The 23,945-nt window shown below is 60.8% G+C and carries 26 protein-coding genes; 8 read left to right on the top strand and 18 right to left on the bottom strand.

Annotation, left to right across the window (positions count from 1 at the left end; translation table 11 throughout):
* The first annotated feature begins 138 nt into the window (after positions 1-138).
* From rpsD to PR017_RS07555, 5 genes are all read left to right on the top strand, one after another.
* Complete coding sequence (rpsD, locus tag PR017_RS07575) at positions 139-756, top strand: 30S ribosomal protein S4 (protein ID WP_111221875.1); 618 nt, start codon at positions 139-141, stop codon at positions 754-756.
* Between the two features lie 67 nt (positions 757-823).
* Complete coding sequence (locus PR017_RS07570; RefSeq protein WP_111221991.1) at positions 824-1,753, top strand: glutaminase; 930 nt, start codon at positions 824-826, stop codon at positions 1,751-1,753.
* Positions 1,754-1,837: 84 nt separating this feature from the next.
* On the top strand, positions 1,838-2,698 hold the full coding sequence (ttcA, locus tag PR017_RS07565; protein WP_425070037.1) for a tRNA 2-thiocytidine(32) synthetase TtcA: 861 nt from the start codon (positions 1,838-1,840) through the stop codon (positions 2,696-2,698).
* A gap of 47 nt (positions 2,699-2,745) precedes the next feature.
* On the top strand, positions 2,746-3,573 hold the full coding sequence (locus PR017_RS07560) for an inositol monophosphatase family protein (protein WP_111221877.1): 828 nt from the start codon (positions 2,746-2,748) through the stop codon (positions 3,571-3,573).
* 21 nt (positions 3,574-3,594) lie between these two features.
* Positions 3,595-4,419 (top strand): inositol monophosphatase family protein, encoded by an 825-nt coding sequence (locus PR017_RS07555; protein ID WP_111221878.1) that lies wholly within the window; start codon positions 3,595-3,597, stop codon positions 4,417-4,419.
* Positions 4,420-4,429: 10 nt separating this feature from the next.
* Here the strand turns inward: PR017_RS07555 and PR017_RS07550 are convergent, their stop codons facing one another.
* The 3 genes from PR017_RS07550 to grxD all read right to left on the bottom strand — a co-directional run bounded on the left by PR017_RS07550 (position 4,430) and on the right by grxD (position 7,425).
* Positions 4,430-5,713 (bottom strand): multidrug effflux MFS transporter, encoded by a 1,284-nt coding sequence (locus PR017_RS07550; protein WP_111221879.1) that lies wholly within the window; start codon positions 5,711-5,713, stop codon positions 4,430-4,432.
* An 11-nt stretch (positions 5,714-5,724) separates the two neighbouring features.
* Positions 5,725-6,954, bottom strand: a complete 1,230-nt coding sequence (locus PR017_RS07545; protein WP_111221992.1) for a multidrug effflux MFS transporter — start codon at positions 6,952-6,954, stop codon at positions 5,725-5,727.
* A gap of 138 nt (positions 6,955-7,092) precedes the next feature.
* Positions 7,093-7,425 carry a Grx4 family monothiol glutaredoxin gene (gene grxD, locus PR017_RS07540; protein WP_111221880.1) on the bottom strand — a complete coding sequence of 111 codons (333 nt, stop codon included), beginning with the start codon at positions 7,423-7,425 and terminating at the stop codon, positions 7,093-7,095.
* Between the two features lie 286 nt (positions 7,426-7,711).
* Here grxD and PR017_RS07535 point away from each other — a divergent pair, with 286 nt between their 5' ends.
* On the top strand, positions 7,712-8,863 hold the full coding sequence (locus PR017_RS07535) for a hypothetical protein (RefSeq protein WP_111221881.1): 1,152 nt from the start codon (positions 7,712-7,714) through the stop codon (positions 8,861-8,863).
* Between the two features lie 15 nt (positions 8,864-8,878).
* Here PR017_RS07535 and PR017_RS07530 read toward each other — a convergent pair whose 3' ends face one another.
* From PR017_RS07530 to PR017_RS07520, 3 genes are all read right to left on the bottom strand, one after another.
* Positions 8,879-9,112: a BolA/IbaG family iron-sulfur metabolism protein gene (locus PR017_RS07530; protein ID WP_111221882.1), complete on the bottom strand. Its 234-nt coding sequence runs from the start codon at positions 9,110-9,112 to the stop codon at positions 8,879-8,881.
* Between the two features lie 15 nt (positions 9,113-9,127).
* Positions 9,128-11,359 (bottom strand): phosphoribosylformylglycinamidine synthase subunit PurL, encoded by a 2,232-nt coding sequence (gene purL, locus PR017_RS07525; RefSeq protein WP_111221883.1) that lies wholly within the window; start codon positions 11,357-11,359, stop codon positions 9,128-9,130.
* A 122-nt stretch (positions 11,360-11,481) separates the two neighbouring features.
* Positions 11,482-12,075 carry an acyloxyacyl hydrolase gene (locus PR017_RS07520; RefSeq protein ID WP_111221993.1) on the bottom strand — a complete coding sequence of 198 codons (594 nt, stop codon included), beginning with the start codon at positions 12,073-12,075 and terminating at the stop codon, positions 11,482-11,484.
* Between PR017_RS07520 and PR017_RS07515 the strand changes: the two genes are divergently transcribed.
* On the top strand, positions 11,984-12,211 hold the full coding sequence (locus PR017_RS07515) for a hypothetical protein (RefSeq protein WP_162604200.1): 228 nt from the start codon (positions 11,984-11,986) through the stop codon (positions 12,209-12,211). The two genes, PR017_RS07520 and PR017_RS07515, sit on opposite strands and share 92 nt — an antisense overlap.
* On the opposite strand, the gene PR017_RS07510 is transcribed toward PR017_RS07515, so the two are convergent.
* Complete coding sequence (locus PR017_RS07510) at positions 12,208-13,626, bottom strand: aminotransferase-like domain-containing protein (protein ID WP_111221994.1); 1,419 nt, start codon at positions 13,624-13,626, stop codon at positions 12,208-12,210. The two genes, PR017_RS07515 and PR017_RS07510, sit on opposite strands and share 4 nt — an antisense overlap.
* Positions 13,627-13,727: 101 nt before the next feature.
* Here PR017_RS07510 and PR017_RS07505 point away from each other — a divergent pair, with 101 nt between their 5' ends.
* Positions 13,728-13,964, top strand: coding sequence for a DUF1127 domain-containing protein (locus tag PR017_RS07505; protein WP_111221884.1), 237 nt, complete (start codon positions 13,728-13,730; stop codon positions 13,962-13,964).
* Between the two features lie 16 nt (positions 13,965-13,980).
* Here PR017_RS07505 and PR017_RS07500 read toward each other — a convergent pair whose 3' ends face one another.
* From PR017_RS07500 to PR017_RS07450, 11 genes are all read right to left on the bottom strand, one after another.
* Positions 13,981-14,388 (bottom strand): hypothetical protein, encoded by a 408-nt coding sequence (locus tag PR017_RS07500; RefSeq protein WP_111221885.1) that lies wholly within the window; start codon positions 14,386-14,388, stop codon positions 13,981-13,983.
* A gap of 119 nt (positions 14,389-14,507) precedes the next feature.
* The gene (gene purQ / locus PR017_RS07495) at positions 14,508-15,179 is read right to left on the bottom strand and encodes a phosphoribosylformylglycinamidine synthase subunit PurQ (protein WP_111221886.1); all 672 of its coding nucleotides are present in this window, start codon (positions 15,177-15,179) and stop codon (positions 14,508-14,510) included.
* Positions 15,176-15,430 carry a hypothetical protein gene (locus PR017_RS07490; RefSeq protein WP_111221995.1) on the bottom strand — a complete coding sequence of 85 codons (255 nt, stop codon included), beginning with the start codon at positions 15,428-15,430 and terminating at the stop codon, positions 15,176-15,178. The genes purQ and PR017_RS07490 overlap by 4 nt, the downstream gene beginning before the upstream one ends.
* 18 nt (positions 15,431-15,448) lie before the next feature.
* Positions 15,449-15,691: a phosphoribosylformylglycinamidine synthase subunit PurS gene (gene purS / locus PR017_RS07485; protein WP_111221887.1), complete on the bottom strand. Its 243-nt coding sequence runs from the start codon at positions 15,689-15,691 to the stop codon at positions 15,449-15,451.
* A gap of 17 nt (positions 15,692-15,708) precedes the next feature.
* On the bottom strand, positions 15,709-16,473 hold the full coding sequence (purC, locus tag PR017_RS07480) for a phosphoribosylaminoimidazolesuccinocarboxamide synthase (protein ID WP_111221888.1): 765 nt from the start codon (positions 16,471-16,473) through the stop codon (positions 15,709-15,711).
* Positions 16,474-16,709: 236 nt separating this feature from the next.
* Positions 16,710-19,259: a sensor domain-containing protein gene (locus tag PR017_RS07475; protein WP_240539106.1), complete on the bottom strand. Its 2,550-nt coding sequence runs from the start codon at positions 19,257-19,259 to the stop codon at positions 16,710-16,712.
* A 110-nt stretch (positions 19,260-19,369) separates the two neighbouring features.
* Entirely contained in the window at positions 19,370-19,924 is a 555-nt protein-coding gene (locus tag PR017_RS07470) for an RBBP9/YdeN family alpha/beta hydrolase (RefSeq protein ID WP_111221889.1), read from the bottom strand.
* Positions 19,925-19,998: 74 nt separating this feature from the next.
* Positions 19,999-21,300, bottom strand: coding sequence for an adenylosuccinate lyase (purB, locus tag PR017_RS07465; RefSeq protein WP_111221890.1), 1,302 nt, complete (start codon positions 21,298-21,300; stop codon positions 19,999-20,001).
* 89 nt (positions 21,301-21,389) lie between these two features.
* Positions 21,390-21,875 carry a hypothetical protein gene (locus PR017_RS07460; protein WP_111221997.1) on the bottom strand — a complete coding sequence of 162 codons (486 nt, stop codon included), beginning with the start codon at positions 21,873-21,875 and terminating at the stop codon, positions 21,390-21,392.
* A gap of 7 nt (positions 21,876-21,882) precedes the next feature.
* Positions 21,883-22,569: a ribulose-phosphate 3-epimerase gene (rpe, locus tag PR017_RS07455; RefSeq protein WP_111221891.1), complete on the bottom strand. Its 687-nt coding sequence runs from the start codon at positions 22,567-22,569 to the stop codon at positions 21,883-21,885.
* Positions 22,570-22,670: 101 nt separating this feature from the next.
* Positions 22,671-23,753: a branched-chain amino acid ABC transporter substrate-binding protein gene (locus tag PR017_RS07450; RefSeq protein WP_111221892.1), complete on the bottom strand. Its 1,083-nt coding sequence runs from the start codon at positions 23,751-23,753 to the stop codon at positions 22,671-22,673.
* Positions 23,754-23,945: the final 192 nt, after the last annotated feature.

Below are 23,945 nucleotides of genomic sequence, written 5' to 3'. Positions count from 1 at the left end.
TTTGACATGTCCCGTGGCTCCTCCGTTCGCGAATGTGAGGAACCTGTCGGAACCCTTAAAAACCGGGTTCAGAGGAGGGCGTGTTTCCTTGATCTGGTTTGGCAACAAACCGGTCGAACATCTTGATAGGGAAATACGATGAGCAAGCGCGCATCATCCAAGTATAAAATCGATCGCCGTATGGGCGAGAACATCTGGGGCCGCCCGAAGTCGCCGGTCAACCGTCGCGAATACGGTCCTGGCCAGCACGGTCAGCGCCGCAAGGGCAAGCTTTCGGATTTCGGCGTTCAGCTGCGCGCCAAGCAGAAGCTCAAGGGCTACTACGGCGACCTGCGCGAAAAGCAGTTCCGCGCCATCTTCGCCGAAGCCGACCGCCGCAAGGGCGATACGTCTGAAAACCTGATCGGCCTGCTGGAATCGCGTTTGGATGCGATCGTCTATCGCGCCAAGTTCGTTCCGACGGTCTTTGCTGCCCGTCAGTTCGTCAACCACGGCCACGTCACGGTCAACGGCGTCCGCGTCAACATCGGTTCCTACCGTTGCAAGGCCGGCGACGTTATCGAAGTGCGTCAGAAGTCGAAGCAGCTGGTCATCGTTCTCGAAGCCGTTGGCCTCGCTGAGCGCGATGTTCCTGACTACATCGAAGTCGATCACAACAAGATGGTTGCGACTTTCGTCCGCGTGCCGACCCTGACCGACGTTCCTTACGCAGTCGTCATGGAACCGCAGCTGGTCGTCGAATTCTACTCGCGTTAATCGACGCGATTATCATACTATTGGAAAGCCGCTCCTCGGGGCGGCTTTTTTCTATTTGGAGGCGACGATGACCGACGTGCAGGCGATCCTCGACAGCATTCATGCCGACCTGCTGCCACGGCTCGGCGAGGGCAAGGTTGCTGACTATATCCCCGAGCTTGCCAAGGTCGACGTCCGCCAGTTCGGCATGGCGATCACCACCGTCGATGGCCACGTCTATCGCGTCGGCGATGCCGAAATGTCGTTCTCTATCCAGAGTATCTCGAAAGTCTTCATGCTGACGCTGGCACTCGGCAAGATCGGCGAGCAGCTGTGGAAGCGGGTGGGTCGCGAGCCATCGGGTTCGGCCTTCAATTCCATCGTCCAGCTCGAGCAGGAAGCCGGCATTCCGCGCAACCCCTTTATCAATGCCGGCGCCATTGCGGTTACCGATGTCGTTCTGTCCGGCCATGCACCAAAGGAAGTGATCGGCGAGTTCCTGCGGTTCATGCGGTACCTGGCCGATGACGAATCGATTCTCATCGACGAGCGCGTCGCCCGCTCCGAGGCGCAGACCGGTTTTCGGAACTTTGCTCTGACCAATTTCATGCGGGCCTACCACAACATCGCAAATCCGGTCGAGCATGTACTGGGCGTCTATTTTCACCAGTGCGCACTGGCCATGAGCTGCAGCCAGCTGTCGAAGGCGGGGCTCTATCTCGCCGCGCGCGGCAGCAACCCGGTCACCGGCCATTCCGTCGTGTCGCCGAAGCGGGCGCGGCGCATCAATGCGCTGATGCTGATGTGCGGCCATTACGATGGATCCGGTGACTTTGCCTATCACGTCGGCCTGCCCGGCAAGAGCGGCGTCGGCGGCGGTATCCTGGCAATTGCGCCCGGGGTCGCCTCCATTGCCGTCTGGTCGCCGGGGCTGAACAAGGTCGGCAACTCGCAGTTGGGCGCGGTGGCGCTCGAAATGCTGGCGGCGCGCACCGGTTGGTCGGTATTTGGCGATTGATGGGCGTGTCTTCGGCGGGCCGTTCTGCTATGGCCTGAGGCAAGGGCAGCCGACCCTGGATGGAATGGTGATATGAACCTAGCGATGCCCGTGATCGACGAAATCCAAGCCGACATCGAGGATGCCGCCGGCGCGCATCCGCTATTCGCCGATGCTCCCCGCTCCGTGTCCTTCAACAAGCTGCGCAAGCGCCTGTTGCGCCAAGTGCGCCAGGCATTCGACGATTTCGACATGCTGAAGGGTCAGAAGCGCTGGCTGGTTGGTGTCTCAGGTGGCAAGGATTCCTATGGCCTGCTGTCGCTGTTGCTCGACCTGAAATGGCGCGGGCTGCTGCCGGTAGACCTCATCGCCTGCAATCTCGACCAGGGCCAGCCGAATTTTCCCAAGCACGTGCTGCCGGAGTACCTGACGAAGGTCGGCGTGCCGCACCGGATCGAGTATCGCGATACCTATTCCATCGTGAAGGAAAAAGTGCCGGCCGGCGGCACATACTGTTCGCTCTGCTCGCGGCTGCGGCGCGGCAATCTCTATCGCATCGCTCGCGAGGAGGGTTGCGAGGCGCTGGTGCTCGGGCATCACCGGGAAGACATCCTCGAGACCTTCTTCATGAACTTCTTTCATGGCGGTCGGTTGGCATCGATGCCGGCAAAGCTGCTTAATGACGAAGGCGACCTGATGGTGCTCCGTCCGCTTGCCTATGCCGCCGAGGACGATCTTGCGAAGTTTGCAGCCGCCATGGAGTTCCCGATCATTCCCTGCGATCTCTGCGGCTCGCAAGATGGCCTTCAGCGCAATGCCATGAAGGATATGCTCGCCGATATCGAACGCCGCATGCCCGGCCGCAAGGACACGATGCTACGCGCCCTGGCGCATGTGAACCCGTCGCATCTGCTCGATCCCGCCCTGTTCGATTTTTCCGGTCTTGTTGTCACAAAACGGTCGTGAGATAGCGGTTATGCCGCAGCGCAGCAGATTGTGAAGGATCGGGTTTTATGGCCATTAACGACAATGACATCGCTTTCCTGGTCGAACAGGTCAGGCAGGCTGGCGAAGCGGAAATCATGCCGCGTTTCCGCAATCTTCAGATCGCCGACATCGCCGAGAAGACATCGTCCATCGACCTCGTGACGCAGGCGGATCTGCTGTCCGAGGAGCGGATCACGAAAGCCCTGCGCCAGCGTTTCCCGCAAGCGCTCATCGTCGGCGAAGAGGCATACGATACCGATCGCTCGGTGGTGCCTGCGCTGAACCGCGCGGAACTTGCCTTCGTCATCGATCCCGTCGACGGCACTTTCAACTTTGCTGCCGGCCTGCCGATGTTCGGCACCATCCTTGCCGTCGTCGCCAATGGCGAGACGGTGGCGGGCATTATCCACGACCCCGTTCTCGGGGACACGATCACTGCGGTCGCCGGTGGTGGCGCCACTATGACGCGCCGCGACGGCAGTTCCCAGCGCCTGCAGGTCGCTGCGCGGAAGCCCGTTTCCTCCATGACCGGTATCGTCGCCTGGGCGCATATGGGCGAGCCGGAACGTTCGCGGATTGCCGGCAACATGGCCAAGATACGGATGAGCTTCTACTACAACTGCTCGGCCCATGAGTACTGGATGCTGTCGTCAGGCAAGATCGATTTCGTGGCCCATGAGAAGCTCAATCCCTGGGATCATCTGGCCGGGCTGCTGATCCATCGCGAGGCTGGCGGCTACAGCGCCCGCTTTGACGGGTCTGCCCATCCACCGGGTGAAATGACCGGTGGCATCATTGCCGCTGCCGACCGGGAGAGCTGGGAGGCCGTTCGCCGGGATATCATCGGTCTCTAATATCAATCGAGGAATACTGCCATGACCGCGACCGTCGACATCACCGTTCTTGCCAACCTGCTGCGGGACGCGGCGCAGGTTGAAATCCTGCCGCGCTTTCGCCGTCTCGGTGCTGGCGATATCCGCATCAAGTCGGAGGCAATCGATTTGGTCACCGAGGCCGACGAACAGGCTGAGCGGATGATCAAGGCCGAGGTTGAAAAGCTCTGGCCGGAGGCGGTCTTCATCGGCGAGGAATCGGTCGCAGCCGATCCGGACCTTCTTGCCAAGCTCGAGGGTGCGGATCTCGCCATCATCGTCGATCCGGTCGACGGTACCTTCAACTTTGCCGCAGGCGTGCCCGCCTTCGGCGTCATGGCGTCGGTGGTGGTGCGAGGTGAAACCATCGCCGGTATTATCTTCGACCCAATGGGCGACGACTGGGTCATGGCGGAAAAAGGTGGCGGCGCTTGGCTCCGAAGGCCGGGCGGCGAGGCAGAGCGCCTGTCTGTGGCAGCGCCAGTGCCGCTGGAGCAGATGACCGGCTTTGCCTCGACGGGCTTTATCGACAAGAGCAAGCGCGCCGAGGTTATGGGCAATCTCGCCAAGGTCCGGTTCGCCGCCAACTACCGTTGCGCTGCCCACGAGTACCGCACCTTTGCCGGCGGCCACGTACATTACCTGATGTACAACAAGATCTTGCCTTGGGACCATCTGGCCGGCGTGCTGATCTGCGAGGAAGCCGGAGCCTATGCGGCGCGCTTCGATGGATCGCGCTACCTGCCGCACCACTCAGACGGCGGGCTGCTGATCACGCCTGACAAGGCATCCTGGGAGACGCTGCGCCGCGAGGTATTCACGCTCTGAGGCGAGCGTCTCAGCCGTGCATGGCGCCGGGGTCGAGGACAGGATCGTCGCCCGGATGGGAAAACAGCTTGCCGTTCTCCGCCCAGAGGACGGCTGCGATCGTCAGCGCGCCGAAGATTGCAAATCCTGCAAACAGCGGCCGCGTCGTGCCGTCGAACAGTTGGCCGACCGCACCGCCGACCAGCGCGCCGCCGGTCGTCGAGACGAAGCCGGTGATCGAGGTGGCAGTGCCCGCGAGATGGCCCATGGGCTCCAGGCAAATTGCTGTGAAATTGGTGGCGATAACGGCGAACATCACCAGCAGCGACGAAATCAGCAGGTAGGTGACGATGAAGCTCGGTGGCATCGCCAGCGCGAATACAAAACCGCAAACGGCAATGATCGTGAATAGGATCATCGCTGCATGGGAAATGCGGCGCATCCCGAAACGGCGGACGAAAAAGCCATTGGCGAAATTGGCGATGGCAATGCCGCCAGCGCTTGCGGCAAACGCCAGTGGCAACCAGTCTCCGAGACCGAAGACTTCACCGAACACCTGCTGCACGGACATGACATAGGCGCAGATGACACCGGTAAACAGCGTCATGCCGAGCATGTAGCCGCAGGTGATGCGGTTGGTGAGCACGGTGTGGAAGCCTGACAGCACGGAGCGCGTCGACAGCGGCAGCCGCTCGGTGAGGGGCAGGGACTCGTTCATCCGGAAAAACGCCCAGACGAGCAGCACTGCGCCGGCACTGCCGAGCAGGATGAAGATCCAGGGCCATGTGGCATAGGTGATGATCAGCTGGCCGAGTGCCGGGGCGACGATCGGGACGATCATGAACACGATCATCACGAAGGACATGACGCGTGCCATCTCGCGGCCGCCGAAACAATCGCGGACCATGGCCATCGTGGTGATGCGGACGGCGGCGGCACCCACGCCTTGCGCGAAACGCAGCGCGAGGAGGACCGTGAAGCTGTCGGTCCAGGCTGCGGCGAACATTGTTATGACGTAGAAGACCAGCCCACCGAGGAGGATGTTGCGACGGCCATAGGTGTCGGAGAGGCTGCCGAAGACAAGCTGCGCCAGACCGAAGCCGAAAAAGAAGACGCCGATCACCAGTTGCGTGTCATTGGCGGTGGGCACGCCGAGCGCTGCACCGATCTTTGGCAGCGCCGGCAGCATGCTGTCGATCGCCAGAGAAACGCTGGCGGTCATCAGGGCGATGGTGACGATGAATTCCACCAGCCCAAGACCGATGCGCTCAGAGCCTCCCGGGGCAACGTTGTTGGATGGCATGGGCTGGGTCATGGGGAAGCCTGTCAGTGGGCGAGGGAAGGATCGTTCACAACTGGTGCGTTGTGTGGACGGAACAGCTTTCCGCGTTCTGCATAGAGCACGAAGCCGAGAGCCACCAGCGAGACGGTGAAGTAGCCAACCACCATCGGCGTCGCCGTACCATCGAAGGACTGGCCGATGGCCGCGCCGATCAATGCTCCGCCGACCGTGCTCATGAAGCCAAGGACGGACGATGCGGTGCCGGCGACGTGACCGAGCGGCTCCATGGCCAGCGCATTGAAGTTCGAGCCGATCAGGCCGAACTGGAACATGACCAGCGCGAAAAAGACGATGAATAGCGGGAAGGGCATTGGCCCGCCAAAGGACAGCTGCACCATCAGCCAAACGAAGGTGATGACGGAAAAGCTGATCAGCGAACCGTGCGAAAGGCGTCGCATGCCGAAGCGCCCGACCAGTTGCGAGTTTGCAAAGGATGCCGACGCCATGAACAGGGCGACACCCCCGAAGGCCAATGGCGCGTAGACGCCGAGCTTGTAGATGCCGACATAGATCTGCTGGGCGGAGTTGATGAAGCCGAACAGCGCGCCGAAGATGAAGGTGCTGGCGAGTGTATAACAGAGCGCAGTACGGTTCGAGAGCACGATGGCAAAGCCGGCAAGGATCGATTTCAACGTGAACGGGCGTACGTCTTCGGCATGCAGAGTATCCGGCATGCGGAAATAGACCCAGACTAGCACGCAGGATGCGATAGCGGCGATGAACACGAAGATCATGTGCCAGCTGGCAAACAGCATGATGATCTGGCCGGATCCTGGCGCAATGACCGGCACGACCATGAAGACCATCATGATCAGGGACATGACCTCGGCCATCTGCCTGCCGCCATAGATATCGCGGACGATGGAAATGGTGATGACGCGCGTGGCGGCAGCGCCAAGCCCCTGCACGAAGCGCAGTGCCAGCAGGCCGAAAAATGAGGGAATGAAGGCAATACCGAGCGACGAGAGGATGTAGATGACCACGCCGGCAATCAATGGCACGCGCCGTCCGAAGCGGTCCGAAAGCGGACCGTACACCAGTTGCGCCCCACCAAAGCCCATGAGGTAGGCCGAAACGATATACTGCCGGTGGTTTTCATTCTCGACGCCGAGGCTGGCGCCGATCTGCTGCAAGGCCGGCAGCATGATGTCGATCGCCAGCGCGTTCATAGCCATCAGTAGTGCAGCCAGAGCGATGAACTCGCGTTTGCCCATCGGCACGCGGCCAGTGGACATGGCTTCGGAGGTGTTTGCCACGATTTCATTCCCATAAACGTGCCAAGGCGCTGCCGAAGAGGCAGCGCCTAGCAGATGGAGTGGACAATGGAAACCGGGCGGGTGCCCGGTACCCGATCAGGCAACGCGGACGGGGACGCCCTGTTCCTGGAAATGCTGCTGCAGTTCGCCGGCCTGGAACATCTCTGTGATGATGTCGCAACCGCCGACGAATTCGCCCTTGACGTAGAGCTGGGGAATAGTCGGCCAGTTCGAATAGTCCTTGATACCCTGACGGATTTCCGCGTCGGCAAGGACATTGACGCCCTTGTAGTCGACACCGATGTAATCCAGTATCTGGACCACTTTTCCGGAGAAACCACACTGCGGGAACTGCGGTGTGCCTTTCATGAACAGAACGACGTCGCTGCTCTTCACTTCATTGTCGATCAATTCGTTGATGCCGCTCATCAGATTATCCTTTCACATGCGGGTTCAAGGCCCGCATCGTCGATTGTTCGTCTTACATAGCATGTGGTCGCTCAAATTCCAGCCGCAATAGTGCGGCATTGCTTTTTTTGGCGTGTGGTGGACAAGGCAGGATATGACCAAATGATGCGTGCCGACACATCGCGGCTATGAATATCGATCGACTTCGGCTAGCAAACCACCTTGCCAAAGCGGCGTGTTTTCCAGTCCTGCCGGGTCCCCTGATAACTTGTATTCGTCGCGCTTCCCGCGACATTGATGGACGTCGATGACAAAGGTTCAGAAGCGGGTCGTCCTGCATTTTCCAGGTTTCGAGCCGCTCGATGCTGCAGCCCACAGGGCGCGTTACGCACGCGCGGCAAAGCAAAGCGCGGACGTCTGGGGTTACCTTGCCGATATCGGCGATTTCAAGCGCACTGGTTCGACCTCCTATTTCGATGTCAGTGCGAGTGCCGGTGCCTGGCAGACCGAAAGCCGCGTGCACATTTTCGATCACAACGACCTCGTATCGCGTCTCAACGGCCGCAACCTCCTCACCCGCCTCGGCTTCGGTTATCGCGCAGCGCTTCGCGTCATCGTCGGAGGTGGATTGAGCGGCTACTTTCGTCATGCCTGGCGTTTCGGATTGTTTTTTGTCTTTCCGTTCCTGCTGGTGCTTGCAGCACTTGCCGCAGGCCTGCTGATAGCGGCGGCGCCCTATTATTTGGGGTTGGGTGTCTGGAGCCTGCTTTTCAGTGTGCCCCTTGCTGCAATACTTTTCCGGTATGTGTTTCTACCGCGCAGGGACAGGCTGCATACGTTGCATCTGTTTTCGGACTGGGAGATGGCCGTGGCGATGGCGGGGCTGCGTGGTCTCGATGCCGAAGCCTGGCTGGAGCGCTGCGCCGCAGGCGTTCGTGAGGCATTGCGCGAGCCTGCCGATGAATATGTGATCTCGTCGCACAGCATGGGCTCGACTGTGGCAGTGCATGTGATAGGCCTCCTGCTCGAGCGGGAGCCGGCGTTGTTCGAAGGCAAGCGTGTAGTCTTCCTGACGCTTGGCAGCGCGATCCTGCAATGCGCGCTGTTCCGCTCGGCAAAGGTTTTGCGGGCGCGGGTAGGGCTGATTGCGGATTGTCCGGCGATCTCCTTGATCGAGGTCCATTGCCTGACCGACGCCATCCATTTCTACAAGACGAAGGTCGTGGCGCTTTGCGGTCATCCGGAGAAGAGGCAGGGGGAAATTATCTTTGTGCGCTTCAAGACGATGCTGAGCGATGTCCACTACCGGAAGATCAAGCGCGATTTCCTGCGCGTTCACCGGCAATACGTGCTGGGGCCGGATATTAAGGCGCCCTTCGATTTTACGCTGATGACAGCCGGCCCGCTGCTGGCCTCCGATTTCACCGAGTTCACGCAGAAGAAACTGCCGGTCCTCTAGGAACCGGCACTCTTGTTACTCCGGAACGGACGTTTGCAGCGCCAGGGCGTGCAGCACGCCACCCATGTTTCCCTGAAGGGCTTCATAGACCATCTTGTGCTGCTGCACGCGCGTCTTGCCACGGAACGCCTCGGAGACGACCTCCGCCGCGTAGTGATCGCCGTCGCCGGCGAGGTCGCGGATCGTCACTGTGGCGCCGGGAATGCCGGCCTTGATCATGTCTTCGATATCGCCGGGTTTCATGGCCATCGTCGTCTACTCCCCTTACTCGGCAGCGGCCAAGGCGCTGCCGTCCATGAAGGCAGGAAACCACGATTCATGGGCATGACGCAACTGCTCGACGGGCACCGACAGAAGCGTGTCGATCACCAGGGCCTCGCCAGCGACCTTGCCGAGACGCCGGAACGGCACTCCGGCATTTTCGGCGTTGATGCAGACGAAATCGGCGATCTCAGGCTTTACCGCGATGACGTAGCGGGCCTGGTCCTCGCCGAACAGCAGCGCATGCGGCTGGCCGCGGCATTCACCGAGCGTGATCTCCATGCCATTGTCCGAGGCCATGGCCATTTCCGCAAGTGTCAGCACGAGGCCGCCGGAGGAGATGTCGTGGCAGGCGGTGACCTGGTCGTTGCGGATGGCCGAGCGGACGAAATCGCCGTTGCGGCGTTCGGCAAACAGGTCGACCTCGGGCGCAGGGCCGCTGGTGTCGCCAAGAATGTCGCGCATGTAGATCGTCGAGCCGAGATGGCTGCCGTCGACACCGATCATCAGCACGTGATCGCCGTCCGAAGCGCTGCCGATGCGGGCCATCTTGCTCCAGTCGGGGAGCAAGCCAACGCCGGCGATGGTCGGGGTCGGCAGGATGGCGACGCCGTTGGTCTCGTTGTAGAGCGATACATTGCCGGAGACGATCGGGAAATCGAGCGCGCGGCAGGCTTCGCCGATGCCTCTGATGGCGCCGACCAGCTGGCCCATGATCTCCGGCTTTTCCGGATTGCCGAAATTAAGGTTATCAGTGGAGGCAAGCGGCTCGGCACCGGTGGCCGTGATATTGCGCCAGCATTCGGCAACGGCCTGCTTGCCGCCTTCGAACGGATCGGCCTCGACATAGCGCGGCGTGACGTCGGAGGAGAAGGCCAGCGCCTTGGTTGGATGGCCATCGACGCGCACGACACCGGCGTCGCCACCGGGCAGCTGCAGCGAATTGCCCTGGATCAGCGTATCGTACTGCTCGTAGACCCAGCGGCGGCTCGACTGGTTGGCGGAGCCGACCAGCGATAGCAGCGCCTGGCCGTAATCCTCAGGGGCTGCAACGAGATTGGCGGGCAGGGGCGCGCGCTTGTCGGATTCGCGCCAGGGGCGATCATATTCCGGCGCTTGGTCGCCGAGATCCTTGATCGGCAGGTTGGCGACTTCGTCGCCCTGATGAAGGACGCGGAAGCGCAGGTCGTCCGTGGTATTGCCGACGATGGCGAAGTCGAGACCCCACTTGACGAAGATCGCCTTGGCTTCGTCTTCCTTTTCCGGCTGCAGCACCATGAGCATGCGCTCCTGGCTTTCCGACAGCATCATCTCATAGGCCGTCATGCGCTCCTCGCGCACCGGCACCAGATCGAGATTGAGCTCGATGCCGAGGTCGCCCTTGGCGCCCATCTCGACCGCGGAGCATGTCAGGCCGGCAGCGCCCATGTCCTGGATGGCGATGACCGCGCCGGTCAGCATCAGTTCGAGGCAGGCTTCCAGCAGGCATTTTTCGGTGAAGGGGTCGCCGACCTGCACGGTCGGACGCTTTTCCTCGATCTGCTCGTCGAATTCGGCAGATGCCATCGTTGCGCCGCCGACGCCGTCACGGCCTGTCTTGGCGCCGAGATAGACGACGGGAAGGCCGACGCCCTTGGCTTCCGACAGGAAGATGGCGTTTGACTTGGCCAGGCCTGCCGCAAAGGCGTTGACCAGGATGTTGCCGTTGTAGCGGGAATCGAACTCGACCTCACCGCCGACTGTGGGGACGCCAAAGGCATTACCGTATCCGCCGACGCCGGCAACAACGCCGGAGACGAGGTGACGGGTCTTGGCATGATCGGGTGAGCCGAAGCGAAGCGCGTTCATCGCCGCGATCGGCCGGGCACCCATGGTGAAGACGTCGCGCAGGATGCCGCCGACGCCGGTGGCTGCACCCTGGTAGGGCTCGATGTAGGACGGGTGGTTGTGGCTCTCCATCTTGAAGACGACGCAGTCGCCGTCATCGATATCGACGACACCGGCATTTTCGCCCGGGCCCTGGATAACGCGGGCGCCTGTCGTCGGCAGGGTACGCAGCCATTTCTTCGAGGATTTGTAGGAGCAATGCTCGTTCCACATGGCCGAGAAGATGCCGAGCTCGGTATAGCTGGGTTCCCGACCGATCAGATCCAGAATGCGCTGATATTCGTCCGGCTTGAGGCCGTGGGCGGCGATGAGTTCTGGGGTAATCTGAATGGTATTGGAGAGAGTCATGAGCGCTGGAGAGTCCTGACCTGAAGGGGATTTAAGGGTCTCTTTAGCGCATGTGGTCTGATCGTGCGACAGGAAAATGGCCGCTTAACGCGGCCATCACACAGGAAAGCACAACGTCGCTATCAGAACTTGTAGCCGACCAGTAGCCCGGCGCGGGTCATGCCGGCGTTGGGGCCATTGCAGAGATCGGCATGCGAGGAGTGCGCAACCTGCGCCATCAGGCTCCAATGGCTGTCGAAATTATAGCCTGCGCCGAGATATTCATGAAACAGCAGATGACAGCCTAGCTTGGGGCCATCGTTCTCCGCTGTCAGATTGCCGTTGTGGATGACACCGCCGAAGCCCGCTTCCGTGAAAATGCCGCTCGAATAGGTCATCGTCCACGTCAGGCCGCTGTACAGCTGGTCAGCCGACCCGCCGGTGCCGATCGATGTGCCGATATGGATGCGGGGATGGGTGATCTGGTCCTTCCAGTCGCCGGCCGGATTGTAGCCGAACGGATTGAAGAGCACCTGAACGTCCGGAAAGACGCCGTTTTCGTGGTCGTGTCCGGTCTGGATCGAAGCGCTAGCGCCGAAGCGCAGTTCGTCGAAGATCCTGGTGGTATCGGCAGGGGCCTGGCTCATGTCGGCTGCTATCGCGGATGACCCGGATACCAGAGACGCCAACGTGGCACTTACAAAAGCAAAGGCACGTAAGCTACCGTTGAGGCGCATCTCGATCTCCATCACCACGCCGCACGAATCGCTGGCGGCATCAATTCGTAGCATTGGGAAATGTCGGGTAAAGAAGCCGGTGCGCGGAGCCGGCGCTTTCCTGGCGGCTGACACCGAAAAGCCACAGTTGCTTTAGCTGTCGCTATCGTAGGCCGCAGAGCCGTTTTCGAGCAGCCGGCGCAAGGTCATGAATGCCGAGAGCACATCCGTTCTGTCCTGCGGCGAGGAGAAGGCAATTCGGACCCGGTGATAGACCTTCTCAGTCCTGGCAGCCTTGAACTCGTCTTCGTCATCGATCAGTACGCCTTCCGCCAGCGCGGCCTGCTTGAAAGTGCCCGACAACCACGGCTCTGGCAGTTTCAACCACAGGAATGGAATGTGCGGGTGGGAGGAGAACTCGAAGCCGGCAAATGCTTCGCGCGCCATCGCTTCTCGGGTGGCGATTTCGGCCACGGTGCGGGCTCTAAGCGACAGGGCGTGACCGCTGTGGACGAGGCGTGCGCCAGTCTCGGCAAGGATAAACGGTAGTCCGCCGGTCGACATCTTGTGCGTCACCTTCACCCGCTGGGCAAAGTGCGGCGGGCAGGCGACCCAGCCGCCGCGCACGCCCGCCGTCACGGATTTCGACAGTCCACTGACCAGGAAAGTGCGTTCCGGTGCAATGCTTGCCATCAGAGGCGTCTCGTCCCCGGTCATGCCGCCATAGATGTCGTCCTCGATCAGCCAGACGCTGTGCCGTCGGGCAATGGCGGCAATGGCACGGCGGCGTGCTTCCGGCATGGTCGTCAGCGTCGGGTTATGGGCGGTTGGCATCAGGAAGGCGAGGCGCGGATGCTGCTGCTGGCAGAGGCGCTCGAAATCATCAGGAATGATGCCCTGTTCATCGGATTCCACCAGGATCGCGCGCCGTCCGAGCAGCCGAGTTGCACGGCTGACCTGGGTGTAGGTGAGGTTCTCGAACACGATCTTGTCGCCGGGCGAGGTGACTGCCGCAATAACCGCGATAGCTGCGGCATGGGCGCCAAGGGTCGGAACGACATTTTCGACCGCAGGACGCCAGTCGTTTCGAGACAGCCAGGCTTGCCCGGCCAAGGACCAGCTGGCGGGGAAAGTACGGGAGTATGACGAGATCTCCATGCTTTTTTCGCGGCTGATATCGGCAAACAGGCGGCCGATGATCTCGCCCTGGCCAATATCGGGAGCTGCGGTCGTGTCCATGCGAACCGTGGCCGATGGCGCTTCCATGCCACGCGTGCCGGACAGGGCCTGCGTGATCGGGTCCATCTGGGTGATCGGCTTGCTGTGCTCGCGATCGAGCACGTAGGTACCGCGCCCGACTTCGCCGGCAACCAGCCCGCGTTCGTGGACGAGGGCATAGGCGCGACTGATCGTGCCGATGGTCACGCCGATGTCGAAGGCCAGATTGCGTTGCGGCGGTAGCTTTGCACCGGGCGGCAGGATGCCGTGGCCGATCGCGGTTTCAATGCTGTCCGCGACCCGAACGTAAACCGGACCCGTACCGCTGGAAATGTCTGGAAGCCAATTTGTCATGGTGACAATCGTGGCATTGTACCCGTTCAATGTCAAGATTACGACCCCTATTCGGGCAGAAAATTGAGCGAACGGTTATTCCCAAGAGCGAGGTGTGAGCAATGGGTACAATTGATACAATTCCGGAATGGCGGGGTGCAATCGATAGCGACGCGCCGCAGCGGCATCGTCGGCCAAAGGCGTTCGCCGCCAGCATCATCGAACGGATGGCGGTGTGGTCGGAAAAGAGGAGTAGCCGCCGGGCGCTTCGTGCGCTCTCCGTGGATCAGTTGCGCGACATAGGTCTGACCCGCGCGGAGGCGCGGCGCGAGGTCGCGAAGTCATTTTTCTGGGAATAGTCGGGTGTCTGAATTCTCAGCAGCCCTTGGTGCCGCCGGCCCAGCGGTTGATGTCTGAGGTGATGCGGGCCGAGTTAGGACCGTTCATCAGCGGTCCGAAGGCAGCAAGCTTCGCAGGGTCGCCTTCGGCCTGGACGACGAGCAAGGGGCGGCCTGTCGGCTGGCTGCGCTCAACGACGAGGAAACGCGGCCGGCCGGTGAAGGAATTCAATTCCGGCGCCATCGTGTAGCGCGCGAAGGCGGGGTCGGATGACTTGAACCAGCAGCCATGGGCGGCAACCGCAACGCGCTCCATCGTCGACAGCGCGGTGCGGGGCTGGGTCAGCGTGACCTCAGGTGCACGCTTGGACTGGCATGAAGCGGCAAAGACTGCCAAGGCGGAGAGGGTGGCGGCGGTCAGAATTCCGTTGGTAGAAATGCGCATCAAATCTGTCTTTCAATCTGTCGGGCCGAACTCGCTTCGCCAATTCACGAGCCAATAAGCTGCCTTTGCGGCGCATTCAGGGAGAACGCGCCGGTCAATGGCAGAATGTCGGGAATGTCTCAAGCTGCGACAATGTCGAGTGCGGAGGCGAACAGGCCACGCCCGTCCGAGCCGCCATGAGCGGCCTCGATCAGGTTTTCCGGGTGCGGCATCATGCCGAGCACATTGCCCTTGGCGTTGATGATGCCAGCGATATGGTTCATCGAGCCGTTGGGATTGCCGTCTTCGAGATAGCGGAAAACGACTTGGCCGTTGCCCTCGATGGAAGCCAGCGTTTCGGCGTCCGCGAAGTAATTGCCGTCATGATGGGCGATCGGGCAACGGATCACCTGGCCGTTTTCATAGGCGCGCGTGAAGTCTGTGTCTGCATTGACGACCTCAAGCTTGATTTCCTTGCAGACAAACTTCAGCGAGGCGTTGCGCATCAGCGCACCGGGTAGCATTCCGGCCTCGACGAGGATCTGGAAACCGTTGCAGACGCCGAGAACCTTGACACCCTGTTCGGCCTTTTCCTTGATCGCCCGCATGACCGGCATGCGCGCCGCAATGGCGCCGCAACGCAGGTAATCGCCATAGGAAAAACCGCCCGGAATGACGATCAGGTCGACGTCCGGAATTTCCGTTTCCGTCTGCCAGACGGTGATGGGCGCAACGCCGGAGATTTTCGTCAAGGCAGCGATCATATCACGATCGCGGTTTAGGCCTGGAAGCTGAACGACTGCTGATTTCATGGGTGCGGTTCAAACCTAGCTTGTGCTTCTGCAAGTTCACGAAGTTCGAGGCGATTTTCGATGCGCTCGAGACGGTCAAGTATTTGAGTGTTGACAGAGTGCAGGTTGTTGATGTCGCCCTGCATCACGTGCATGTGCCCGCGCAGGCTGCCTATATCCTGCCGCAACTCCCGGTGACCGTCCTTAAGGAAGGATATGTCACCTTGAATTTTTCTAAGGATTCCGACCATCAATTCTTGCGTTTCGGTCATTTCCTGCACCTACAACCCTCAGTCGAGAGCTATAGTATAGTTCTCGATGACCGTGTTTGCGAGCAGTTTTTCACACATGGACTTGAGGTCAGCCTCGGCGCGGGTCTTGTCGGTGCCGTCGAGGACGACGTCGAAAACCTTGCCTTGGCGGATATGGCCAACGCCCTCAAATCCGAGTGCGCCGAGCGCGCCTTCGATTGCCTTGCCCTGGGGGTCGAGAACGCCGTTCTTAAGCGTGACGGTGACGCGAGCCTTGATCACTGGTGTCTTCCTGCCTTTTACTTGACGAGAACCGGTCCCGTGCCGCGCACGGGCTCATTTTCATTGATGATGCCGAGACGACGGGCTACCTCGGAATAGGCTTCCAGCAAACCGCCCATGTCGCGACGAAACCGGTCCTTGTCCATCTTCTCGTGGGTTTCGACATCCCAGAGACGGCAGGAGTCCGGCGAGATTTCGTCGGCGAGGATGATGCGCATCATGTCGCCCTCGAAAAGGCGGCCGCATTCGATCTTGAAGTCGACGAGCTGGATGCCGACGCCGAGAAACAGGCCTGTCATGAAATCGTTGACGCGGATGGCCAGCGCCATGATGTCGTCGAGTTCGGCGGGGTTTGCCCAGCCAAAGGCCGTGATGTGCTCTTCCGACACCATGGGGTCGTTGAGGGCATCGGACTTGTAATAGAACTCGATGATCGAGCGCGGCAGGACCACGCCTTCCTCGATGCCGAGACGCGTTGCCAGCGAGCCGGCGGCGACGTTGCGCACGACGATCTCGAGCGGGATCATCTCGACTTCCTTGATCAGCTGCTCGCGCATGTTGAGGCGGCGGATGAAATGGGTCGGGATGCCGATCTTGTTCAGATGGTTGAAGATGTATTCGCAGATGCGGTTGTTGAGCACACCCTTGCCGTCGATGACTTCATGCTTTTTCTTGTTGAAAGCGGTCGCGTCATCCTTGAAGAACTGGATCAGCGTGCCAGGCTCGGGTCCTTCATAAAGGATCTTTGCCTTGCCTTCGTAGATACGGCGGCGACGGTTCATCTTGTAATTCTCTGTCGTTGGCGCCCTTGGGATGGCGCGTAGGGATCAATCTCTGGGCGTCCCCATAAAGGAAAAGAAGCAAATTCACAATGCGCCTGCATCTCCTTCCTCCGAATCCGCCCTCGGCTGTTAAAGTCGCGGGAATCGTAATGTATCACCGGGGTGACAAACTTTACGACGAATAATCAGGCGGCGCGAAAGGCCGGCAGACTGTCGCTGCGGGGGCCAAGGCGTCCTCAGGCAGCCTGGATGTTGTGGTCGCCGGCTCGCCAGCACTCACTGCGGATGAAGGCGGGAATGTCTGCAGCAGGCATGGGGCGTGCCAGCGCGTAGCCTTGCAGACTGTCACAGCCGAGTTCGGCAAGGATCCGCGCATGCTCCATGGTCTCCACGCCCTCCGCGGTAACGCCGATCTTCTGCGAGCGGCCGATCTCGATGATGGAGCCGACGAGCCGCCGCTGCTCGGCCGATGCCACGAGAGGCTTGATGAGCTCGCGGTCGATCTTGAGGGTTTTCGGGCTCAGGCGCAGGAGGCCGACAATGGAGGCATGGCCGGTGCCGAAATCGTCGATTTCGATGTCTATGCCGAATCGCCTCAGGCGCTTCAGGTTCGCAAGGGATGTCTCGCCATACTGGTCGAGGGAAATCGATTCGAGCAGTTCGAAAGACACGGTACCGGGCTTGATCTTCAGTGCGCGCAAGGCCTTGCCCAGATTGGGGTCAGCCAGGCGGCGGGCGGACACGTTGACCGAGATTTTTGGGATGTCGATCCCGGCGTCGCGCCATGACTGCTGGTCGGCGAGGGCCTTTTCAAGCACGAGGCGATCAAGCACGGCGACGACGTCGAGATCCTCGGCCGTCGACATGAAACTATCGGGCGACAGGATGCCATGCTCGGGATGGTTCCAGCGAACCAGCGTCTCGACGCCGATGACGTCCAGCGTGGTGGCAGAGAATTGCGGCTGGTAGAACGGTATGAATTCATGACGTTCGATGCCGAGGAGGATTTCATCCGACAGGCGCTTGGTGGTGACGATATGCTGGCGGGCATCCAGCGAGAAGAATTCGTACCTGTTTCGACCGCTGCCCTTGGCGCGGTAGAGCGCGATGTCGGCATTCAGAAGCAGTTGCTTCGCATCGAGTTCTTCGCCGCTGTCGAATGCGATACCGATGCTGGCGCCAAACCGGATGTCGTGGCCCTCGTAGCGAACAGGCTTGTGCAGTTCGCGGATAACCTGCTCGGCAAGGCCGGAGATCTTCCTTGAAAATGCCTTTCGGGTACAGACGATAACAAATTCGTCGCCGCCGATGCGCGCGAGAAAATCGCCCGTGGCAACGCCATCGCGCAACACGGAAGCGGCGTGCTTGAGCATCATGTCACCGGCGCGGTGACCCAGCGTGTCGTTGATCTGCTTGAAGCGGTCTAGGTCGACATGGAGGACCACGAGGACCGTGCCGTCCACGCGGCACTCTTCGGCCCGTGCCGAGAGCATGCGATCTAGATAGCGGCGATTGGGAAGTCCTGTCAGGTGGTCGTGGAGAGCGATGTGCTCGATTTTCTCCTTGGCCAGCTCAAGTTCGATGTTGCGGGCTTCGGCGAGTTCCTTGGCGCGGTTCAACTCGTCCCGCAGTCCGACCTCGATCGTCACATCCCAATTTGCACCGATCATCCTGTTGGCGCCGCTGCTGTCGGAAAACGTTGCGGACCGCGCCCGGATCACGCGTATGGTGCCATCGGGGCGCACGATGCGATATTCCTGCTCGAAGGCCTCAGGCGATACCATGTGGTCATGGAGATGACCCTGCATCCGTTCGAAGTCATCGGGATGGATCGCATTGAGCCATGTATCGTATGGCTTCATCTTCGGCGTATGTTCCAGGCCGTAGATGACGAGCAAACGATCATCCCATTCCACCTCACCGGTATCGATATTGGCTTCGAAGACACCTATGCCGGAGACATCGAGCGCCAGATCGAGCCGTCTCGAGGTGTGTATCAGCAACTCCTCGGCAGCCTTGCGCGCGGTGATGTCGATATCGGTGCCTATAATCCGGGTAGGAGTTCCGTGTTCGTCCCACTCGACGCCGGCGCCGCGGCATTCGATCCAGATCCAGTGTCCGTCCTTGTGGCGCTCGCGATAAAGGAATGTGCTGCTTTCGGCCCTGCCGGAATTTTGAAGCTCGATCGACTTCAGCACATGATCGCGATCGTCCGGGTGGACGCAGAGAATCCAGTTTTCGAGTGCTGCGTCGACTTCCTCTTCAGAACTGTAGCCGCGCATTTTCCGCCACGTCTCGGAATAGCTCATGCGTCCCGTTTGAAAGTCGTGATCCCAGACGCCGAGCCCCGAGCCCGTCAGCGCCGAGTTCCAGCGGCTCTCCTTTTCGGCCAGCGCCTCGATGGTGCGCTTTTCTCGGTCGATATCGGCCAGCTGGATAAGGACGCAGTTTTCCGGTGCCGCAAGCTTCGTGAAGGAGGCCGAAACCCAGATGGCACGATCCGAGTTGCCCTGCATCCTGAGCGAAACGCTTTCGGCGCTGCTTTCAGCGGAAAGCGCGTGCAGCCGCCCGAGAAGCAGGGGCAGGTCGGCGGATAGGGTAAGTTCATCCACTGTCGTATGCCCGGTGGGCGTACCGAACTGCGCGCAGAAGGCTGCGTTGGCATAGACCATGCAATGGTTGGCCAGCGATACGGCAAGGGTTGCTACAGGAACGCGGTCGAGAACATCGAAGGCGCCCGCCGTCACGCCGTCGAAACGCGTCTCATCGTTTGAATACCAAGTCAAAGGAGCACCCACAGACACTGCCAATACTGTGGGTGCATTTGATTAATTTGAGATAAACAACATAAGAGGAAAAGCTAATGTAACCTTGCCATGAAACCGCCAGGCAAGTCTTAGGGTTTCAGTTTGCTGATAAACTGCGCAAAGACCATCGTGCCTTCAGGCCAGGGGCCATGACCGGAATCGGCGTTGATGTGGCCAGCTTCTCCGGCATCGATAAATGTCGAGCCCCAGCTCTTGGCGATTGCCTCGGCGTGCTCATAGGTGCCGAAAGGATCGTTGCGACTGGCGATGGTCATTGATGGAAAAGGCAGGGTGTCGCGCGGATAAGGGCCGAAGGTCATCAGGTGCTTCGGTCGGATTTCCGGATTGGTAACGTCTGGTGGGGCCACGAAGAAGGCGCCTGCAATAGGCTTCTTAAAATGCGGGATGGCATGCAGCACCGAGGGCACGCCCAGCGAATGGGCGATCAGAACCACGGGCTTCGTCGAGGCGTTCACCTCTTCGGCGATACGGGCTGCCCAGTCGTCTCGCACCGGCTTCGACCACTCCGCCTGCTCGACGCGCCGCGCCGTGCTGAGCTTCTGCTCCCAGCGCGTCTGCCAATGGTCAGGCCCGGAATTGGTATAACCGGGGACGATGAGGATATCTGCTTCGGATACTTTCATGTTTCTGCCATTTGTGAGCTGAACACGCCGGTGCCTGGGCGAAGGCGGAGCTAGACGCTGCCGCCTTCGGATCGTCAGCCGAAAACGCGGCGGAAGATCGTGTCGACATGCTTGGTGTGGTAGCCGAGGTCGAATTTCTCGCGCAATTCTTCTTCGGAAAGTGCGGCGCGGACTTCGGGGTCGGCGAGCAGTTCTTCGAGGAAGTCCTTGCCCTGTTCCCAGACCTTCATGGCATTGCGCTGGACGAGGCGATAGGAATCCTCGCGGGAAACTCCGGCCTGGGTGAGGGCCAGCAGCACGCGCTGGCTCATGACGAGGCCCTTGAACTTGTTCATGTTTCGAAGCATGTTCTCGGGATAGATGACCAGCTTTTCGATGACGCCGGCAAGCCGGTTGAGTGCAAAGTCGAGCGTGATGGTGGTGTCCGGACCAATCGCGCGCTCGACGCTCGAATGGCTGATATCGCGCTCGTGCCAGAGGGCAACGTTTTCCATGGCGGGGACCACCGCCATGCGTACCAGCCGGGCGAGGCCCGTCAGGTTTTCGGTCAGCACCGGGTTGCGCTTGTGCGGCATCGCCGACGAGCCTTTCTGGCCGGGCGAGAAGAATTCCTCCGCCTCCAGGACCTCTGTGCGCTGCATGTGGCGGATTTCGATGGCGACGTTTTCGATCGAGGAGGCGATCACGCCGAGAACGGCGAAGAACATGGCATGCCGGTCGCGCGGGATGACCTGCGTCGATACAGGCTCGGCGGCAAGGCCGAGCTTTTCGCAGACATATTCCTCGACGGAAGGATCGATGTTGGCAAAGGTGCCGACGGCACCGGAGATCGCGCCGGTGGCGATTTCTGTACGGGCGGCGACGAGGCGGGCGCGGTTGCGGATCATTTCGGCGTAGAAGCGCGCGAAGGTCAGGCCCATGGTCGTCGGCTCGGCATGGATGCCGTGGCTGCGCCCGATACGGACCGTGTCCTTATGTTCGAAGGCGCGGGTCTTCAGCGCCGTCAGCAGGCGGTCGAGATCGGCCAGTAGCAGGTCGCTGGCGCGCACCAGCTGGATGTTGAAGGTGGTGTCGAGGACGTCGGAGGATGTCATGCCCTGGTGGACGAAGCGGGCATCCGGGCCGACGATTTCCGAGAGGTGCGTCAGGAAGGCGATGACGTCGTGCTTGGTGACGGCTTCGATCTCGTCGATCCGATCGACATCGAAGGTCGCCTTGCCGCCTTTTTCCCAGATCGTCTCGGCTGCCGACTTCGGGATGACCCCGAGTTTGGCCAGCGCATCGCAGGCATGGGCTTCGATCTCGAACCAGATGCGGAACTTCGTTTCGGGCGACCAGATGGCGACCATGTCCGGGCGGGAGTAGCGAGGGATCATAAGCTCTCAGCTTTCTTCAACAGCAGGAATTTCAAGGCTTGCCGCCCCTTTAGCAAAGACGGATGACAATCTCAACGCTTGGCGGCCGCTCATCGCAGGCGTCGCGCCAGATAGTAGCTGGCCGTCGGCAGCCAGACGAGCCCGAGTGGCAAGAAAAGGCGGCTGCCGAGCACACCGAACTGATAGACCGCACTGGCACCGGTGAAGGCGAACTGGAACATCCAGATGAGCGATCCGGACGGTGCATGCCAGCGAGAATAGAAGATGCGGTAGTCGAGCGCGAAGAGAAAGGCCGTCATCGACATGGTGGCAATCGCCAGGCAAAGCAAGCAGGCCGCAAAGCGTGTCTCGAGCGGTTTTCCGCCGGATACCCAGCCAGCCGCCGTCACGGCAAGAGGCCAGGCGAGGGCGCCGCCGAGGAAATAAACGATCAGCAGGCTGCCAAGCCGGTCCGTCTGCAGGCCGTTGTGCCTGTAGAGCGCCAGTGCCGCCGAAAGCGTCATCAGGGCGCCCCAGGAAACAGCGCCTGTCAGGTGCTGCGATACGGTCGTTGTCCGCGCTGCCTTGTCGATCAGCGACGGCTCACGCCGCGCCAACGCGGCCCTGCTCGGCAGCGGCACGCAGATCGCCGACCGTCTTGCGATAGGCTTCGGCCGAGCCGCCCTTGAAGATTGCCGAACCTGCGACCAGCACATTGGCACCGGCTGCGGTGATCATCGATGCGGTTTCCACGGTCACGCCGCCATCGACCTCGAGCTCGATCGGCCGGTCGCCGATCATCTGCCTGGCTTTCAGGATCTTGTCGGCCATTGCGGGAATGAACTTCTGGCCGCCAAAGCCGGGGTTGACCGACATGATGAGGATCAGGTCGACATCGTCGAGCACGTTTTCCAGCACAGACAACGGTGTCGCCGGATTGAGGGTGACACCGGCCTTCTTGCCGAGATTGCGGATGGTCTGCAGCGAGCGATGCAGATGCGGGCCGGCCTCGGCATGGACGGTGATGCGGTCGCAACCGGCCTTGGCAAAGGCTTCCAGGTAGAAGTCGACGGGCGCGATCATCAGATGGCAGTCGAAGGTGGCATCGGTAAAACTGCGCAGGGACTTGATGACATCGGCGCCGAACGAAATGTTGGGAACGAAGTGTCCGTCCATGATGTCGAGGTGGATCCAGTCGGCGCCGGCAGCGGTCACGTCGCGGACTTCCTGACCCAGCTTTGAGAAGTCTGCGGCTAGGATGGAGGGGGCAATTCGGATCGGCAACGGCATGGTCGGGGACACTCCAAAGTCATCTGACGCTTGATTATCACCGGATGCGAGTAACGGCAACGACCCGCCGCCAGCACTCCACCCGGGCAGGGGCTTGGCGGCTAGTTGCCGGGCGCGACCGGCGGCTGGAAGCGATGGTCGCGCCACTCCAGCAGGCGATAGGGGTTCTCGGTCAGCTCGTGATCGTTGCCGAAGGCGACAGGGCCGATCGGTGTCTGCCATGTCGTTCCAATGAGCTTGGCGGCGACTGGGGTCTTGTCCGCCAGCGCTGCAGTGACGGCCTGGTCGGCGATCAGGGCAGCTGCCGCCGTCGGCAGGACGTAGCCCTCCGGCTCGACACCGGCATCGCGCAAGGTTTTCGCCGCCTGTGCGGCTGGGGGAAGGCTGGCATAGTCCGGTATGTTCACGGCAAGCACGCCATCGGCAAGCGGAACGGGCTGGTCGGCAGCCCGCATCGCATCGCCGCCCATGATTTGCATAGCGTCCTTGTCCGCTGCCGCATCGCGGGCGATGATTGCGACGTCACTGCGGTCTCCGCCAACGAGCAGGGCTGTGGCGCCCGCCTTTTTCAGGCGCCTGACGAGGCTGATCTGCTGGTCCTGACCGGGACGAAGCGTGTCGTTGAAGACCGGTTTCAGGCCGTTTTCGTCAAGACCGGTGCGCACGGCATCGACGAGTTCGCGGCCATGGATGGTGCCGTCATCGACCAGCGCCAGCGGCTGCGAGGCCCAGTTCTGCAGGATGACGCCTACGATCCGCTTTGCCTCGGCGCTGTCTGCCGGGGCGAGACGGAAAAACTGCCAGCCGTTCTTCAACGCATCTTCCATCAGGATATGTGAGCGCACGGACACGGTGATGGCCGGGATGCCGGCATCCTTCAGGCGCGGCAGGGCACCTTCCAGCGAATCGCTGCAGAGGAAGCCGATGGCGATTTGCACCTTGGCCTTGATCAGGGCATCAGCGATGACCTGGCCGCTGTTTTCGGTGCAGGGTTCGTCAACTGTCGTCAGGGCGTCGTTGGCGGCCTGTGCCTGGAATTTGGCGCCGGCAATCATCTGGGCGCCGAGCGATGCGAAGGTGCCGTTCTGGGGCGCGACCACGCCTATGGAAATGCCGGCCGCTTGGCTGCTTCCCGCCGCAGAGAGCAGAGCCAGGGTCAGCAGGGATCGACGCAGCCTGTTCATAAAAGGAAAATCCCGATTGTTTCTCCTGTTCTTTTATCGAACCACTCCCTGCCGTCAAAGAAAAACCGGGTACAAGACATGCTTTCGCCTACGCATGGTGGAAAAGCTGGCGGATGGGCGCCATATTGCCGGTGCCAGCAGCCGAATGGGAGAGATCGCTTGGAACAGTCGTTGGATCCGGCCCATTTCAGA

The organism is Rhizobium tumorigenes (assembly GCF_003240565.2).
Lineage (GTDB): Bacteria > Pseudomonadota > Alphaproteobacteria > Rhizobiales > Rhizobiaceae > Rhizobium > Rhizobium tumorigenes.
This window is presented reverse-complemented; position numbering and strand designations above follow the sequence as displayed.